This window comes from Mesorhizobium sp. B2-3-13 (assembly GCF_006442195.1).
In the GTDB taxonomy this organism is placed as follows: Bacteria; Pseudomonadota; Alphaproteobacteria; order Rhizobiales; family Rhizobiaceae; genus Mesorhizobium; species Mesorhizobium salmacidum.
Genome location: NZ_VFVQ01000002.1, coordinates 267501 through 284746 on the forward strand (window position 1 = coordinate 267501; position 17246 = coordinate 284746).

General features: G+C 63.5%; 13 protein-coding genes (1 of these 13 only partly in view). 3 read left to right on the forward strand and 10 right to left on the reverse strand.

Annotation, left to right across the window (positions count from 1 at the left end; translation table 11 throughout):
• Positions 1-177: the end of a M23 family metallopeptidase gene (locus FJ941_RS03785; RefSeq protein ID WP_181169706.1), read on the forward strand. The gene continues 1794 nt to the left of window position 1, outside the view; only the last 177 of its 1971 coding nucleotides appear in the window; its start codon lies off the left edge, out of view; the stop codon is at positions 175-177.
• A 1-nt stretch (position 178) separates the two neighbouring features.
• Here the strand turns inward: FJ941_RS03785 and FJ941_RS03790 are convergent, their stop codons facing one another.
• On the reverse strand, positions 179-1732 hold the full coding sequence (locus FJ941_RS03790) for an MFS transporter (protein ID WP_140503173.1): 1554 nt from the start codon (positions 1730-1732) through the stop codon (positions 179-181).
• Positions 1733-1883: 151 nt separating this feature from the next.
• Between FJ941_RS03790 and FJ941_RS03795 the strand changes: the two genes are divergently transcribed.
• The gene (locus tag FJ941_RS03795; RefSeq protein ID WP_140503175.1) at positions 1884-2516 is read left to right on the forward strand and encodes a TMEM175 family protein; all 633 of its coding nucleotides are present in this window, start codon (positions 1884-1886) and stop codon (positions 2514-2516) included.
• Positions 2517-2660: 144 nt separating this feature from the next.
• On the opposite strand, the gene FJ941_RS03800 is transcribed toward FJ941_RS03795, so the two are convergent.
• The 8 genes from FJ941_RS03800 to FJ941_RS03835 all read right to left on the reverse strand — a co-directional run bounded on the left by FJ941_RS03800 (position 2661) and on the right by FJ941_RS03835 (position 14496).
• Positions 2661-4151, reverse strand: a complete 1491-nt coding sequence (locus FJ941_RS03800) for a L,D-transpeptidase family protein (RefSeq protein WP_140503176.1) — start codon at positions 4149-4151, stop codon at positions 2661-2663.
• A gap of 150 nt (positions 4152-4301) precedes the next feature.
• Entirely contained in the window at positions 4302-4667 is a 366-nt protein-coding gene (locus tag FJ941_RS03805; protein ID WP_027143419.1) for an MmcQ/YjbR family DNA-binding protein, read from the reverse strand.
• 141 nt (positions 4668-4808) lie between these two features.
• Positions 4809-7415 (reverse strand): ATP-dependent chaperone ClpB, encoded by a 2607-nt coding sequence (gene clpB, locus FJ941_RS03810; protein ID WP_140503178.1) that lies wholly within the window; start codon positions 7413-7415, stop codon positions 4809-4811.
• 219 nt (positions 7416-7634) lie between these two features.
• Positions 7635-8627: a DUF4167 domain-containing protein gene (locus tag FJ941_RS03815; RefSeq protein ID WP_140503179.1), complete on the reverse strand. Its 993-nt coding sequence runs from the start codon at positions 8625-8627 to the stop codon at positions 7635-7637.
• A gap of 302 nt (positions 8628-8929) precedes the next feature.
• Positions 8930-9808 (reverse strand): peptide chain release factor N(5)-glutamine methyltransferase, encoded by an 879-nt coding sequence (prmC, locus tag FJ941_RS03820; protein WP_140503181.1) that lies wholly within the window; start codon positions 9806-9808, stop codon positions 8930-8932.
• Positions 9801-10880, reverse strand: coding sequence for a peptide chain release factor 1 (prfA, locus tag FJ941_RS03825; protein ID WP_140503183.1), 1080 nt, complete (start codon positions 10878-10880; stop codon positions 9801-9803). The genes prmC and prfA overlap by 8 nt, the downstream gene beginning before the upstream one ends.
• Before the next feature lie 10 nt (positions 10881-10890).
• Positions 10891-13161, reverse strand: a complete 2271-nt coding sequence (gene ptsP, locus FJ941_RS03830; protein WP_140503185.1) for a phosphoenolpyruvate--protein phosphotransferase — start codon at positions 13159-13161, stop codon at positions 10891-10893.
• 81 nt (positions 13162-13242) lie between these two features.
• The gene (locus FJ941_RS03835) at positions 13243-14496 is read right to left on the reverse strand and encodes an aspartate kinase (RefSeq protein WP_015315600.1); all 1254 of its coding nucleotides are present in this window, start codon (positions 14494-14496) and stop codon (positions 13243-13245) included.
• Between the two features lie 242 nt (positions 14497-14738).
• On the opposite strand from FJ941_RS03835, the gene FJ941_RS03840 reads away from it, so the two are divergent.
• Positions 14739-16577, forward strand: coding sequence for a CHASE3 domain-containing protein (locus FJ941_RS03840; RefSeq protein ID WP_140503467.1), 1839 nt, complete (start codon positions 14739-14741; stop codon positions 16575-16577).
• 18 nt (positions 16578-16595) lie between these two features.
• On the opposite strand, the gene FJ941_RS03845 is transcribed toward FJ941_RS03840, so the two are convergent.
• Positions 16596-17165, reverse strand: a complete 570-nt coding sequence (locus FJ941_RS03845; RefSeq protein ID WP_140503187.1) for a putative glycolipid-binding domain-containing protein — start codon at positions 17163-17165, stop codon at positions 16596-16598.
• Positions 17166-17246 lie beyond the last annotated feature (81 nt).

The following is a 17246-nucleotide window of genomic DNA, read 5'->3' on the forward strand; positions in this document are numbered from 1 at the left end:
GAGTTGATCGTCAACGGCACCAAGGTCGATTCGATGCGCGTGCGTCTGCCGGTCGGCAAGGTGCTGAAGGGCGACGATCTCGTCGCCTTCAAGCGCGAGCGCGAGCGCATCGACGATCTGCTGAAACAGGAAGACGGCAATTCGCTGAAGGTCGCCAGCGCCAAGATCGAAGGCTGAGTCAGTCGCGCGAATTCTCCGTTTGCGCCGGCCAGGGCGACGCTTGCCCAGGCACCGTAATCCAGGCGACGATCGCCGACAGCAGGCAAAGGAGCGCCGTGACCACGGCAACCGCCGCAAAAGCCGAATCGCCGGCGGCAACCCTTATTGCATTGATATCCGCTGCAAGCCCGGCCGGCGGCGGCTCGCCGAAACCGGGGATTCCGGACGCGTGGCCCACGCCCAGCGCATAAACCCAAGCGGCGAGCGAGCCCATCGCCGCCACCGCGATCAGGCCGCCGACGCGCGAGACGGCGTTGTTGATGCCGGACGCGGCACCCGTATCCTTATCCTCGACCGAAGTCATGATCGCTGTCGACAGCGGCGACACGACCAGCGCCATGCCAAGCCCCATCACCGCCATAAGCGGAAAGGTGCCGGTCCAGAAATTGTGGAAGCCGGCATAGGTAAACAGCGCAAGGCCGGCAAAAGCGATGGCGACGACGAGACTGCCGGCGGCGATCGGAAAGCGGGGGCCGATCCGGTCCGACCACTGCCCGACCGGCCCTGACAGCAGCGCGATCAAAGCCGACAGCGGTAGGAAGATGAAACCGACCTCGGCCGAACTCAGCCCCCAGCCGGCGATCAAGAGCATCGGCAGGTAGAACAAATTGGCAGACAGCGCGAAATAGAGGAAGAAGGTCGCCAGGTTGGCGCCGGCGAAAGCCTTGACGCGAAACAGGCTGAGATCGATCATCGGCTCGCGCTGCCAGCGCTCGTAGAGGATGAAGACGACAAGCAGCATCACGCCGGCAACGATCGCCGGGCCCGACATCAGGCCGCCCCCCTCGGCGCTCATCGCCGTCAGCCCGTAGGCCAGCGATCCGAAGGCCAGTGTCGCGAGCCCAGCGCCGCCGAGATCCAGGTTGCGCTTTTCGGCTGGCTGGTCCGCCGGGATCTTGGCCAACAGCAGATAGATCGAAACCAGCCCGAGCGGCAGATTGATGGCGAAGATGGCGCGCCAGACGCCGTTGCCGAAGGTCGAAAGCACGAAACCGCCCAGCACCGGGCCAAGCGCCGTCGTCAGCGCCGAGGCCGCCGCCCAGATGCCGATCGCGCGGCCGCGTTCCTTCTTCGGATAGGCCTTGGCGATGATGGCGAGACTGCCTGGCACCATGATCGCGGCACCGATGCCCTGGAGAGCGCGAAACGCGATAAGCACGACAGCGTTCGGCGCCAGCGCACAGGCAAGCGAGGTGGCGACGAACAGGCCAATGCCGGCCACGAACGCACGGCGCAGCCCGAACCGGTCGCCCGCGGCACCGCCGGCGAGGATCAGCGCCGAGAGCGTCAGCGCGTAGGCATTGGAAATCCACTGCGCTTCCGCCAGGCTGGCGCCAAGATCGGCGCGCAACGCCGGCATGGCGATCGCCAGGACGGAACCGTCGATGAAGCCGAGCGCCGAAGCCAGTATCGCCGCGATCAGCACGTACCTGCGCTGCGACTGCGGACAGAACGTACCGTTCGCGGCCGGAGCGGTCAGCGGAACGGCGGCGGCTTCATTTGGCGAATGCATGCCACCTGAGTTAGACCGCCGACGCGCCGGCAACAACCAGCCAGAAGCTGTTGTCCTTGAAACCAGCCATATTGTTAGGGATCGCATCTGCCCCGATGCAAACCGCCGCAGTCATGCTAGATTTCCCAAGAGCCGCAGGCGGGAGAAATCGATGAAGCGTCCACTCGAAGCATCGGTTGAGGGGCGCGGCCGTATCGTCGGTATCACCGATGGCGTGTTCGCCATCGCACTCACCCTGATCGTGCTCGAGATCAGGGTGCCGGTACATGAGGCCATCCATTCCGAACACGATCTTCTCGTCGCGGTCGCGGCACTGGCGCCCCGCTTTCTTACCTATGCCTTGAGTTTCCTGACCCTGACCATCTTCTGGTTCGGCCAGCAGGCGCAGCATGGTTTGATCGCCAAATCCGACAGACGGCTGGCTACGCTGAACCTCTGCTTTCTCGCCTTCATCGCGCTCTTGCCGTTCTCAACCGACCTTCTGGCCGACTTCCTCGAGTTCAGGACCGCGGTGCTGGTTTACTGGCTCAACCTGTTGATGCTCGGCATCGCGCTGTTCGCCAGCTGGCGTTATGCGGAGAAGAGCGGCTTTGTCGCGGAGGACGTCGACGCGCAAACGAAGCGCACCGTCTACCTGCGCATCGTCAAGGCGCAGATCCTGTGGGCTGTCGGTGCCGCACTTTGCCTGATCACCCCGCTGCTGAGCGTCGGCTTCATTCTGGTGATGCAGTTGATCTATGCGGCAACGCCGAATGTGAAGTGGGTGCGCAGGATCATTGGTTGAAATTTGGCGAAGCTGACTTGGGATGCGTTGAGATTCAGGTCAGGCCGAGTCGAAGATGGTTGATACCGAGAACCGGAGCGGAGCGTATTTTCGGGTACGTGGACACCGGAAGTGCGGCCGGCATCACCTGACTATCGACATACCCTATTCGACGAACTCCACCGGCACGCCCGGCGAGACCAGTTTGGCGAGCTCCCGTGCATCCCAATTGGTCAACCGCACGCAGCCATGGCTTTCGGTCTTGCCGATCTTCGACGGCTCCGGCGTGCCGTGGATACCGTAGGTCGGCTTGTCCAGGGCGATCCACACCGATCCGACCGGACCATTGGGCCCAGGCGGAATGGTCAGGATCTTGTTGTTCTCGCCTTGCTTGAAGTTGATGTTGGGATTGTAAGTGTAGTTCGGATCGAGCGCGACACGCGACACGGCATGGATGCCGGTCGGGGACGGCGTGTCCGATGAGCCGATGGTAGCGGGATAGGCCGCGACCAGCTTGCCCGACGCGTCATAGGCGAAGACTTCCTTCTTGCCCTTGTCGGCAACGATGCGGGCAACCGGCGTCGAGACCAGTCTGCCGAAATTCGCGACCTTGACGATCGTCCCGGGACGATTGAAGTTGGCGTCCGGATTGAGCGCCTTGAGATAGTTCTCGTCCATGTGGAAGCGCTCGGCCAGCGCCTCGGTCACTGACGTATAGCCCATGCGGTCGAGCTGCGCCTTCTGGCTGTAGTCTTCCGGGATGGAGGCGACATAGGGACCGGCTGCGTCCTCCGCCGTGATGGTGTAGTTGGCGAACGCGTCGCCGCCGGATTGCGAGAGTGCTGACTGGATGCCGACCGCATCGGTCGATTTGAGGCTGCTGTCGTTGATCTGGTTGTAGGCCGCCAGCGCCTTGTCGACATTCGAACCAAAGCGCCCGTCGATGACGCCCGGCGAAGCCCCGCCCCGATCGAGGAGCACCTGCAGTGCTGCCACATCCTGGCGTGCGCCCAGCGAAAGCGACGGATCGAACGACGTCTTGCCGCCAGCATTTGGCGGCAGTGCCGCCTGGCCGGAGGGCGCCCCCTCTTCCGTCGGGATTGTCGGCTGGACGGGGTCTATCGACGCCTCGTTCAGCGGCTGGCGCTGAATCGTACGCGGCTCTGCCGGCGGCGGCGCGTCGGGATAATTGTCGTAACTGCCATCGTCCTGCGGCGCCGGCGGATAGGCATCGACGGAATTGTTATTGTCGGGATCATATTCATCGGCTGGCGGCGGAATGACCCGTCCTTCCTCTTCCAGCTGCTTGCGGCGGAAGCGGGCCATGTCCTGGGGATCGTCGAGATAGTAGCGGTCGTCGTCGGCGGGGACACGGCCTAGTTGACGCAGTCTTGTCTCGCGGCGTAGCGCGCGTCGGTCAAGCCGTGTCTGCGGCGGCTGGATGGCGATCACCTTGCCGGTATCCGCATCGACGATGACGCGATTGCCCCTGGCATCGTAATAAATATCGAGATTGCCGTCCTGGGCGAGCAGAATGCCGCCGCTCCCGGCCGCGCGGACAGGCTGGGCTGCGCCGTCACGCGTCGGCGCCGCGAACGCGTTGGAAAACACCAGTCCCGCAACAAGCGCCGAAAGGGTGAAGATAGTGCGCAGCATAGTGGCGAAACTCTCCGGTCCGTATGTGCCGCCGCCCGGCATTGTCCAGTTCGGCGAACCCCTTCGCCAGCAAACCAGTTACCCACCATATGGTTCCGATATGAACCGGGCATGAAGATGGCGGTTTTCCGGCGCCTCGAGGAATATTGGCTAGCCTGCGCCAAGCCCCAATTCCTTGCGCGCCTGCTTCGTCAGCTTCAGGGCAACCAGGCGGTGGCTCTCGCGCAGATAATCCTTCAGCGCACCATCATCCATGCTCTGGCTTGTCTGACGCTGGATCCACTTCATGCCGCGCGAGGCAAGATAGGGTGCGGGCCGCAGGCCCGGCTGCTCCTTGAGCACGTCATAGGCGATGTCGGAACATTTGAAGGTGACGAAGAGCTGCTGGCCCTGATCCCAGCCACCGATCGCAAACACCTTGGTCCCGACCTTCCAGACATGGGCGCCGCCCCATTGCACCACGTGGTTCGTTGCAGGCAGCGAGGCGCAGAAGCCGTTGTAATCGTCCAGCGTCAATCCTGCCCCCCCAACTTCTCATAGAAACGCCGCGCATCCGGAACGGACGCGCGGCACTCCAAAGCGCGGCGCGCTTCAGATCTTTGTCTTGTGCATGTCGTTGTCCCAAAACCGTGGTCACTTTTGGGCGACATGCATCGATCAGGCCGCCACCTCGGCCGCCACGATCGTCGGCTTGGAGCGGAAATTCAGCCGGTCGGAACCGGCCGTGACCTTGACCGTCGAGCCGTCCAGGATCTCGCCGAGCAGGATCTTTTCCGCCAACGGATCCTGCAGTTCCTTCTGCATCACCCGCTTCAGTGGCCTCGCACCATAAGCGGGGTCGTAACCCTTGGCGGCCAGCCACTCGATCGCCTCGGGATCCAGCGACAGCGTGATCTTGCGATCGGTCAGCAGGCTCTCCAGCCGCTTGAGCTGGATCTCGACGATACGGTCCATGTCCTTGCGGCGCAGCCGGTGGAACAGGATCACCTCGTCGACGCGATTGAGGAACTCCGGCCGGAACGACGCCCTGACCACGCCCATCACTTCGTCTCGCACGGCATCGACATCCTGGTCCTCGCCGAGATTGACCAGATATTCGGCGCCGAGATTGGACGTCATGATGATCAGCGTGTTGCGGAAATCGACGGTGCGGCCCTGCCCGTCGGTGAGCCGGCCGTCATCGAGCACCTGCAACAGAACGTTGAACACATCGGGATGTGCCTTTTCGATCTCGTCGAACAGCACGACCTGATAGGGCCGGCGCCGCACCGCTTCGGTCAGCGCGCCGCCTTCCTCATAGCCGACATAGCCGGGAGGCGCGCCGATCAGCCGGGCGACGGAGTGCTTCTCCATGTACTCGGACATGTCGAGGCGCACCAGCGCCGTCTCATCGTCGAACAGGAAGTTGGCCAAAGCCTTGGTGAGCTCCGTTTTGCCGACGCCGGTCGGGCCAAGGAACATGAACGAGCCGATCGGCCGGTTCGGATCCTGCAGGCCCGCACGCGCGCGCCGCACCGCCTTGGAAACCGCCTGCACCGCCTCGCCCTGGCCGACGACACGCTTGCCGATCTCGTCTTCCATGCGCAACAGCTTGTCGCGCTCGCCCTGCAGCATCTTGTCGACCGGAATGCCGGTCCAGCGCGACACGATATGGGCGACGTGGTCGGGCGTGACCACTTCCTCGACCATGCCGGCCTTGCCGTCCTGGGCCTCGGCCTCCTTCAGCTTCTTTTCCAGTTCCGGGATCTTGCCGTAGGCAAGCTCCCCGGCGCGCTGGAACTCACCCTTGCGCTGGGCAATGGCAAGGTCGTTGCGCGCCTCGTCGAGCTGCTTCTTCAAGTCGGCGGCAAGCCCAAGCTTCTGCTTCTCGGCCTGCCACTTCGAAGTAATCTCGGTCGATTCCTCCTCCAGGCCGACAAGTTCCTTTTCCAGCCGGGCGAGCCGGTCCTTCGAGGCTTCGTCCGTCTCGACCTTCAGCGCTTCCCGCTCGATCTTGAGCTGCATGATGCGGCGGTCGATCTCGTCCAGCGCCTCAGGCTTGGAATCGACCTGCATCCTGAGCCGCGAGGCGGCTTCGTCGACGAGGTCGATCGCCTTGTCAGGCAGGAAGCGGTCGGCAATGTAGCGGTTGGACAGCGTCGCCGCCGCCACCAGCGCCGAATCGGAGATACGCACCTTGTGGTGCTGCTCATATTTCTCCTTCAGGCCGCGCAGGATCGAGACCGTGTCCTCCACCGTCGGCTCGTCGACGAAGACCGGCTGGAAGCGGCGGGCGAGTGCGGCATCCTTCTCGACATGCTTCCTGTATTCATCGAGCGTGGTGGCGCCGACGCAGTGCAGTTCGCCGCGCGCCAGGGCCGGTTTCAGAAGGTTCGACGCATCCATGGCGCCGTCCGCCTTGCCGGCACCGACCAGCGTGTGCATCTCGTCGATGAACAGGATGATGTTGCCACTTGCCGAGGTGACTTCGGAGAGCACGGCCTTCAGCCGCTCCTCGAACTCGCCGCGATATTTGGCGCCAGCGATCAATGCGCCCATGTCGAGCGCCATCAGCTGCTTGTCCTTCAGCGATTCCGGCACGTCGCCATTGACGATGCGCAGCGCCAGGCCTTCGGCGATCGCCGTCTTGCCGACGCCCGGCTCGCCGATCAGCACCGGGTTGTTCTTGGTGCGGCGCGACAGCACCTGGATGGTGCGGCGGATCTCGTCGTCGCGGCCGATGACCGGATCGAGCTTGCCCGCGCGTGCGTCAGCAGTGAGGTCGCGTGCATATTTCTTCAGCGCGTCATAGCCTTGTTCGGCACTCGCCGAATCGGCGGTGCGGCCCTTGCGGACGTCGTTGATGACCTGGTTCAGCGCCTGTGCGGTGACACCGGCCTTGGCCAGGATTTCGGCCGTCTTTGCCGATTTTTCCATGGCAAGCGCCTGCAGCAGCCGCTCGACGGTGACAAAGCTGTCGCCGGCCTTCTTGGCCAGGTCCTCGGCGGTCGAGAACACCTTGGCCAGCGGCTGCGCCAGATAGAGCTGGCCATTGCCTCCCTCCACCTTGGGCATCGCCTCGAGCGCCGTCTCGACGCCGAGCTTGACGTCGCGGACACTGCCGCTGGCACGCTCGATCAGCGACGCGGCCAGGCCCTCGTCATCGTCGACGAGGACTTTCAGAATGTGTTCGGGAGTGAATTGCTGGTGGTTCCGGGAGAGCGCCATCGTCTGCGCGGACTGGATAAAGCCGCGCACGCGCTCGGAGTATTTCTCGAGGTTCATATTTGTCTCCTTCCATCACCGGCCCGCTTTGCGGCACCGGATCAGATTGCGGTGACGGACCCGCCCATTCGAGCCGGATCCTGTTCAGGCCAGATATGGTGCACGGACCCTGGCCCCTCAAGACGTCGCGACATGGCAGGCACATAATATTCCACGTCAGCCCAAACGAAAACGGCGGAGATTTCTCTCCGCCGTCCAATGTATTGAAATGCCGTTCGCTCAATTGTCGATGTCGGAAACCACGGGTTCGGCACTGCCGCTGTCGACCGGAGCCGCCGCTGTTTCGCCCGCAGCCCCATTTTCGCTGCCGCTCTCGACCTGATCGGCATTGGTGCGCGGACGGCGCGGACGCCGTGGGCGGCGGGCAGCACCGCTCTCGGCGGCCGCCTCATTGAGTTCGGCCTGGGCGGCCAGACCTGCCGGTGAAAAATTCTCGAACCGTGAAGCCGGCTCGGCTGCCGCGACAGTCTCGGACGGCGAAGCGGGCTCTGCCTGAACTTCTGTCTGCCCCGGGGCCTCGTTGCGCTGCTGCTGGCCGCCTTGTTCGGCTGAAGAAGCATGATCGCGCTGGCCGCTCTGGCCGTAGCCGCCGTTAGGGCGGCGATCGCGATGACGCCCGCCATTGTTGTCGCGGCCGCTATTGTTGCGCCCGCCACTGTCGCGGTTGTCACGACCGCTTTCCCGGTTCAGCGTAACTTCCGCTGGCATGCCCTCGATCACTGGCTGAGGGCCGGCGCCATGGTTGACCACCGGAATCTGCGCATCGGAACCGGCATTGCCGCTGCTATTGCCTGCCCCGCTGTTGCCTGCCCCGCTGTTGACGGCCCCGCTGTTGACGGCATTGTCAAACTCGTCGCGATCCTCATCGCCGTCCTCGTCGAACTCGTCGCGCGACTGCTGGACGTTCTGGATCGGCATCTGCGCCTGCGCGGCGGCGATGATGCGGTTGTAGTGTTCGGCGTGCTGGAGATAGTTCTCCGCCATCACCCGGTCGCCGGAGCTGTGCGCGTCACGGGCAAGGGTGGCGTATTTTTCGGCGATCTGCTGAGCCGATCCACGGATTTTCACGTCCGGGCCGTTGCTCTCGTAATTGCGCGTTAGCGGATTCGGGCCCTTGCGGTTGTTGTTATTGCTATTGTTATTGTTGTTCCCACCGCCGCCGCCATTGTTGTTGCGACCGCGCATGCGCCTGTTCTGCTGTTGTGGCCTCATTCGACTCTCTTCATCTTGAAATTTTCGAAAAACTCTTCACGAACGGAGGCGCTCATGCAGCCGACCGTTTCGTCTCTTCACCGGCGTTCGCCCGCATCGATTGCGTTGGCGCCACGTGTCATCCTGTTCCGGTTACATCACTTGCCGGACGATTCCCGCACGAAGCTTGGGCGTCGTTTGCGCAAGAAGGCAGCTATTTCCAAGGAAACCGAATCGCTAAGAGCACTGCCTGCTTCGTCTCATCCGGTAAGGCGACCCTAGCCGCATTCCCCGGTATTGCCAAGCGCTTTTTTTGCACTGCGTCAAGACGTTGCCCGTTGAAAAACAAGAACCCTGTCGTTTCCGCCGAGATCGCCAAACACCTCGCCGCCCGTGTAACCGGCCGCGCGAAATATATCGATGACGTCGTTGCTTTGTGTGTGGCCGATCTCGACCGCAATCCTGCCTTCGGCTTCCAGAAACCTTGCCGCCTCGGCGGCGATGATCCTGTAGGGGTTCAGCCCATCCACGCCGCCATCCAAGGCAATACGCGGGTCGAAATCGCGGACTTCGTCCTGCAGATTTCCAATCTCTTGAGTTGGTATATAGGGAGGGTTTGCGGCAATTACATGGTACCGGCCGGAAACTTTTTCGAACCAGTCCGATTGAACCGTCGTGAACCGGCCGCCGAGCCCGAATTGCCCGGCATTGCGGGCTGCCATTGCCAGCGCGCCGGCGGAAATGTCGACACCGGTGGCGGTCGCGGCCGGCACGACGCTCAGCAGCGCCAGGGCGATCGCGCCGGTCCCGGTGCCGAGATCGAGGATGCGGCATGCCCCCTTCCGCGCGACCATTGCCTTGACGAAAGGCAGCACCGCCTCGACCAGCGTTTCGGTGTCCGGCCGCGGCTCCAGCGTCTCCGGCGACAGCGACAGGCGCAAACCGTAGAATTCGCGATAGCCGAGGATGCGATGCACCGGTTCGCCACCGGCTCGCCGTCTCAGGGCGCCGTGGATCGCGGCGATGGCGTCGCCGTCGATCTTGCGCCCGGGGTCGGCAATGGCCTGGGTGCGCGTCGTGCCGGAATAGTGCTCGACGATCAGCCGCGCATCGAGCGCGGGATCATCGATACCGGCTGCGGCAAGCCGGGTCCGCGCTTCCCGCAGCAGTGGCCCCAGCGCCTCGGGCAGATGGTCAGCCATCGAGGCCGATATCGGCCATCAGCTTCGACTGGTGATCGGCGATCAGCGCGTCGACGATTTCGTCGAGTTCACCCATCATCACCCGGTCGAGCTTGTAGAGCGTCAGGTTGATGCGATGGTCGGTGACGCGGCCTTGCGGAAAATTGTAGGTGCGGATGCGCTCCGAACGGTCGCCCGAACCGACCTGCGACTTGCGCGATTCGGAACGCTCCTCGTCCGCCTTGCTGCGCTCCATGTCGTAGAGCCGGGCACGCAGGATCTGCATGGCCTTGGCCCGGTTCTGGTGCTGCGACTTCTCCGCCTGAACCACCATGATGCCGGTCGGCAAATGGGTGATGCGGACCGCGGAATCGGTGGTGTTGACGTGCTGGCCGCCGGAGCCGGAGGCGCGCATGGTGTCGATGCGGATGTCCTCGGCCTTGATGTCGATGTCGACCTCTTCCGCTTCCGGCAGCACGGCGACGGTGGCGGCGGACGTGTGGATGCGCCCGCTGGCCTCGGTTGCCGGCACACGCTGGACGCGATGCACCCCGGACTCGAATTTCAGATGGGCGAATACACCCTTGCCTGAAATCGTGGCGATGATTTCCTTGAAGCCGCCTGCATCGCCGTCGCTCGCCGATACCGTTTCGAACCGCCAGCCGCGTTCGGCGGCGTAGCGCTCATACATGCGAAACAGGTCGCCGGCGAAGAGTGCTGCCTCATCGCCACCGGTGCCGGCGCGAATTTCGAGGATGGCGTTCTTGTCGTCGGCGGCATCCCTGGGCAGGAGCAGGATCTGGATGTCCTTCTGCAGCGCCTCGATGCGCTCCTCGACGCCGGGCAGATCGGCTTCGGCGAGCGCCCGCATCTCGACGTCGGTGCCCTTGTCGGCGAGCATCGCTTCGAGATCGGCCTGCTCATGCTCGGCCGAGCGCAATTCCCTGACCTTCGCCACCATCTCCTGCAACTCGGCATATTCGGATGCCATCTTCACATAGGCATCCGGCGCCGGTCCGGCCGACATCTGCGCTTCGAGCATCTCGAAACGCTTGACGACTTGATCCATACGATCGCGGGGCAAATTGACCATGATGAGGGTGCTACAACGGGATCGAGCGGTCGTCGGCGAAGGCCTGCAGCAGCGCCCGCATCGGCAGCCCTTGCGCCGGCGCCATCAGATTGTCGTCGAAGAAAGCCTCCAACTCCTCCAGCGGCAGCTCCGTCAGCATCGCCTTGACCGGACCGATCGAGGCTGGCGACATCGAGATCGAGCGGAAACCAAGCCCGATCAGCGCCATCGCCGAAATCGGCTTGCCGGCGAGTTCACCGCACAGGGTGACGGGCGTATGATTGCGAACGCCGGCGTCGGCGATCTGCTTAAGCACGCGCAGGAACGGCGCCGACAACGTATCGAAGCGGTTGGCCAGTTGCGTGTTGCCGCGGTCGACCGCCATGACGAACTGGAACAGATCGTTCGACCCGACCGAGACGAAGTCGACCGCCTTCATCAATTCGTCGAGCTGGAACAGGAGCGACGGCACTTCCAGCATGGCGCCCAGTTTGAGACTGGTCGGCAGATGATGGGCGAAGCGTGAGAGGTGCCGCACCTCCCGGTCGATGATTTCGCGCGCCTGGGCGATTTCGCCAAGCTCGGTCACCATCGGCAGCATCAGCTTGAGCTCGCGCCCGCCGCTGGCCTTGAGCAAGGCGCGGATCTGGGTGCGCAGCAAGCCCGGCCGGTCGAGCGTCAGGCGGATCGCCCGCCAGCCGAGCGCCGGATTCTCTTCCTGGATCGCGCCCTTGAAGTAGGGCAGCACCTTGTCGCCACCAATGTCGATGGTGCGGAAGGTGACCGGCTTGCCGCGTGCGGCCTCGAGCACGTCGCGATAGAGCTTTTCCTGGGCTTCGGCGCGTGGAAAGGTCGAGGCGACCATGAACTGCAGTTCCGTGCGAAACAGGCCAATGCCGGCAGCGCCCGCCTCCGCCAACTGCGGCAGGTCGACGGCCAGCCCGGCATTCATCAGCAGGTCGACCTGGACACCGTCCCTGGTCGTCGATGGCTTCTTGCGCAGCTCGCGGTAGACCTCCTGCCGGCGCGCCCTGAACCGCACTTTTTCGGCATAGGCGGCTTCGAGATCGGATTGCGGCCGCAGATGGATCGCGCCTTCCTCGCCGTCGACGATGATGGCATCGCCGTTTTCCGCCATGGAAACGGCGCCCTTCATCTGGCCGGCGACGGGAATGCCCATGGCGCGCGCGACGATGACGACATGACTGGTCGCCGCGCCATCCTCGAGCACCAGGCCACGCAGCTTGTCGCGGGGATAGTCCAGCAGTTCAGCGGCGCCCATCGAGCGGGCGACGATGATGGCGTCCTTCGGCAGCGAGGCCGCGACATCCTCGGGTCCGCGTCCCATCAGCTGGCGCAACAGCCGGTTGGCGAGATCGTCGAAATCGCTCATCCGCTCACGCAGGTAGGGATCGGTCATGTGCAGCATGCGGGCGCGCATGTCGCTCTGCACCTTTTCCACCGCCGCTTCCGCTGTCAGGCCGTTGCGGACCGCCTCTTCCAACCGCCGGACCCAGCCGCGGTCGTTGGCGAACATGCGGTAGGCTTCCAGCACCTGGCGATGCTCGCCCTCGAAGGCGACATCGCGGCGCTCCAGCATGTCGTCGATCGAGAGCCTGAGCGAACCAAGCGAGGCTTCGAGCCGCCGCACCTCTTCCTCGCTGTCCTCGTTGAACAAATTGGTGACGACGATGCGCGGCTCGTGCAGCACGACATGGCCAAGCCCGACGCCGTCGTTGAACGACAGGCCGGTGAAGCTGACAGGCCGGCGCAGGTCGAGTTCGAGACCAGGCCGGGTCAGCCGCGCCAGATCGCCGGTGGCGATCATCTCGGCGATGACCATGGCCGTGGTTTCCAGCGCCTCGACCTCGTCGTCGCGGTAGTGGCGCATGGTCTTGTTCTGCACAACCAGGACGCCCAGCGTGCGCCCTGCCCTGAGCACCGGCACGCCGAGGAAGGAATTGTAGATCTCCTCCCCGGTCTCCGGCAGGTAGGCGAAGGCCGGGTGTTCCTGTGCGTTGGACAGGTTGAGCGGCCTGGCACTCGCCGCGATCGTGCCGACCAGGCCTTGCCCCAGCCGCAACTGCGCCAGGTGGACGGCGTTCGGGTTCAGACCTTCGGTGGCGTAGAGTTCGAGCACCGAATCGGCGCGCAGCACATAGAGCGAGCAGACTTCGGCGACCATGTTGGAGGCGATGTCGCGCACGATCCGGTCAAGCCGCTCCTGCGGCTCCAGCGGCTCCTGCATGAGCTCGCGGAGCCGTTTCAGCAAAACGCGCGGGCCGCTGGCCTGGTCACGCATCGCGGCTTCTTCTCCAATAAACTTCTTGCCGGCGCAGTTTCCGCCGCGGCCGGCATGCACGCAACAACTGATTCAGTCTTGCTACTGCTTATCCAGACCGTAGACGGAATGCAAAGTGCGAACCGCAAGTTCCGTATACGGACCGTCGATCAGTATCGAAATCTTGATCTCGGAGGTGGTGATGGCGCGGATGTTGATTGCCTTGTCAGCCAGAGCCTTGAAGGCGGTGGCGGCAACACCCGCATGGCTCCTCATGCCGATGCCGATGACCGAAACCTTCGACATGCCGGCTTCCGACTGCACGACATCATAGCCGATCTCGGCTTTCAGCCGGTCGAGCACGGCCAGTGCCTTGTCGACATCGCCCGACGGCACGGTGAAGGTCATGTCGGTCAGCTTGCCGTCCTCGGAGATGTTCTGGACGATCATGTCGACATTGATGTTGGCTTCGGCCAGGGGACCGAAGATGCCGGCGGCGACGCCTGGCCGGTCGCCGACACGGCGCAGCGAAATCTGCGCTTCGTCCTTGGCGTAGGCAATTCCGGTGACGACCTGCTGTTCCACGATCTCTTCCTCGTCGCAAATGAGCGTTCCCGGAGGATTGAGCAAATCCCCCATTCCGGGCGCATCGGGATCGTCGAAGGACGATCGCACGAAGGTACGCACCCTGTGCACCATGGCAAGCTCGACCGAACGCACCTGCAGAACCTTGGCGCCGAGCGAGGCCATTTCAAGCATTTCCTCGAACGATATCTTGGCCAGCCGCCGCGCCTTGGGCTCGATGCGCGGATCGGTGGTGTAGACCCCGTCGACGTCGGTGTAGATGTCGCAGCGGTCAGCTTTGACCGCGGCGGCGATCGCCACGGCGCTGGTGTCGGAGCCGCCGCGGCCAAGCGTTGCGATGCGGTTGTCCGGCCCGATGCCCTGGAAACCGGCGATGACAGCCACCTGCCCCTCGCCGAAGCGCTTGACCAGGAAGGCACCGTCGATGTCGAGAATGCGCGCCGCGCCATGCGCGTTGTCGGTCTTGATCGGGATCTGCCAGCCTTGCCAGGAGCGCGCATGCACGCCCATGTTCTGCAAGGTGATGGCGAGCAGGCCAGCCGTGACCTGTTCGCCGGAAGCGACGACCGCGTCATATTCGCGTGCGTCGTGCATCGGCGAGGCTTCGCGCGTCCAACCGACCAGTTCATTGGTCTTGCCGGCCATCGCTGAAACCACCACCGCCACTTCGTGGCCGGCGTCGACTTCGCGTTTGACGTGACGCGCCACATTGCGGATGCGGGCGATGTCGGCGACGGAGGTTCCGCCGAATTTCATCACGATACGCGCCATGGAAGCGAAATGCCTTTGACTGGAGCCGGCCCGAGGCCGAAAACGGAAGAAAAGCGCCCGGCTGGCGCCGGCCGCTCAATGCGCGGCCTCCTTAACCAAATGAGCAAGGTTTCGCAAGACTGACGGCGGATTGCGTAACAACACGACATATTGCCTTCCAGGCCGGTGCCGCTTACCAAATGCTGCCCGCGGGAATTCCTCTTGGTTCGGCATAACAGATGATTGCTCGTCTTCGGCGCGCCATGCGACTGCAACCGCTCCCGATTATCGCCGGCTTCGCCGCATTGGCGCTGATCGTCGGCGCCCGTGCCGTGCTCGTCGAGAGCCAGAGGGCCAATCGTGCCGCCGCGCGCGAGACAATTGAATACCAGGAGCAGCTTTCCGGGCTGCTTTCACTGGCGCAAGACGCCGAGAGTGGTCAGCGCGGCTACCTGCTGACAGGTGAAAAATCCTATCTGGAGCCTTATCGGAAGGCCATCGAGGCAATTCCTGGACAACTGGCGCGGATCGAGAGCGCGGCCGCTCCCGATGATCAGATCATCCAGCAGATCAGCCACATCAAGGCAGCGCTTTCGCAACAGCAGGCCGAACTGGCCGAGACCATAGCTCTCTACGATCGAGGCGACGCGGCAAAGGCCCTGCAACTGGTCCGCGGCGGCCAGGGCAAGTCAGCCATGGACGAAATCCGCGCCAGCATGGATACGATCCGGCGTATCGGCGCCGCTGCGGTGGCCGCGCGCGACGAGCATACCGATCGGGTCGAGGCCTGGTTGCGCATCGGCTCGCTGGCTGCGTTGTTGGGGATTTTCCTGCTTGGTGTCTACACTATCCGTCAATCCCGCCGCCGCTTCCGCGAGGTGCTCGTCGCCCAGGAAGAGCTGATGCGCAAGAACATCGAGCTCGGCAATGAGATCCAGACGCGTGAAAATGCCGAATCCCAGATACGCCAGATGCAGAAGATGGAAGCCGTCGGGCAGTTGACCGGTGGAATCGCCCACGACTTCAACAACATGCTGGCGGTCATCCTCAGCGCCATGAACCTTGCCCAGCGCAAGCTGAAGCGGGGCGAACATGACATTGAAAAGCTCGTCGAGGCCGCGACGGACGCGGCCAGCCGTGCGGCCAATCTGACCTCCCGCCTGCTTGCCTTCTCCCGTCTGCAGCCTCTGGCGCCGCAGGTTGTCGACACCAACCGGCTGTTGACCGGCATGTCCGATCTTCTGCGCCGTGCCCTGGGTGAAGGCATTCGCATCGAAACCGTGCTGGCGGGCGGCCTGTGGAAAATCCACGCCGATCCCAACCAGCTCGAGAACGCGATTCTCAATCTGGCCGTCAATGCCCGTGATGCCATGGACAATGACGGCAAGCTGACCATCGAGACCGTCAACAGCCACCTCGACGAGGCCTATGCATTGACGCACGCTGACGTCGCGCCTGGCCAATACGTGATGATCGCGGTTACCGACACCGGTGCGGGTATGTCGCCTGAGATCATCACCAGGGCCTTCGAGCCCTTCTTCACGACCAAGCCGGCCGATAAGGGCACGGGGCTTGGGCTGAGCCAGGTGTTCGGCTTCGTCAAACAGTCGGGCGGCCACGTCAAGATCTACTCCGAGCCCGGCGAAGGCACGACGATCAAGATCTATCTGCCCCGACTTTTCGGACCTGAGGAGCCGGCGGTTCCAGCCGGGCGCGACAAGGGCGCCGCCACTGTCACCGAGACGATCCTCGTCGTCGAGGACGACGCCCGCGTGCGGGCTTCCACGACGGACGTCATGCGCGAACTCGGCTACACCGTCATCCACGCGGCAGGCGGACAGGAGGCCCTTCAGAAGCTCGCCGCGACACCCGGCATCGCCCTGCTTTTCACCGACATCGTCATGCCGGTGATGAACGGCCGCAAGCTTGCCGAGGAAGCGCTCGCGCGCCAGCCCGGGCTGAAAGTCGTCTTCACCACCGGCTTCACAAGGAACGCCGTGGTCCACAACGGCGTGCTCGACCATGACGTGCACTTCCTGGCCAAGCCGTTCACCATCGATCAACTGGCAGCGAAGCTGCGTGACGTGCTGGACACGAAATAGGCGGCGCCGGAACTCGCATCATCCTGACGCAGTCACGCTTGTCCATAGGCCGGGGTAGTCGACAACAAAGCCGTGCGGCGAGACGCCGAGGATTTCGTCATAGCCGAATAAGGGCGCGGCGTAGGCGTAGCGCGTCTCATCAAGACGCCGATAGGTCTGTTCGGGACGCACCAGTTCCAGTCTGGGAAAGGTCAGGTAAGCAGCCGGAGCGGGCGTCGTTGCGCCGATGCCAAGATCGAACCGGCGGATCGCAAGCAGATTCGACGCGGGCGTGAAATCGAGGTCGATGTCGAGAAGACCGGTCACATCATGCTGCGGTTCGCCGTTCAGCATCCACCGGCCGTCGGAATCCCGTTCGATCGCGTTGTGCAGCCTGTTTCCGCCCAGAAAGCCGTTGACGCGCGCCGACTGAGTACGCCAACCGGTATCGCAGTCTACCCGATAGGCAAGGCAGCATGGCTTGTCGTCCTGGATGAAGATGGCCTGCCCCTCGAGGCTGTGACGGCTATCGGTCCGCGAAAGCAGGCATCCGTCATGCCCTTCGAGGTCAAGCCTCCGCCAAAGGATCGAAACCGGCGTCGCTGTCATCGCTCACTCCTCTGGTTCAAAACGATGCTTCTCATTCGTCCGCGAGCCGATCGTGTTTCATGGCGATGCTCGGCAGCTGAC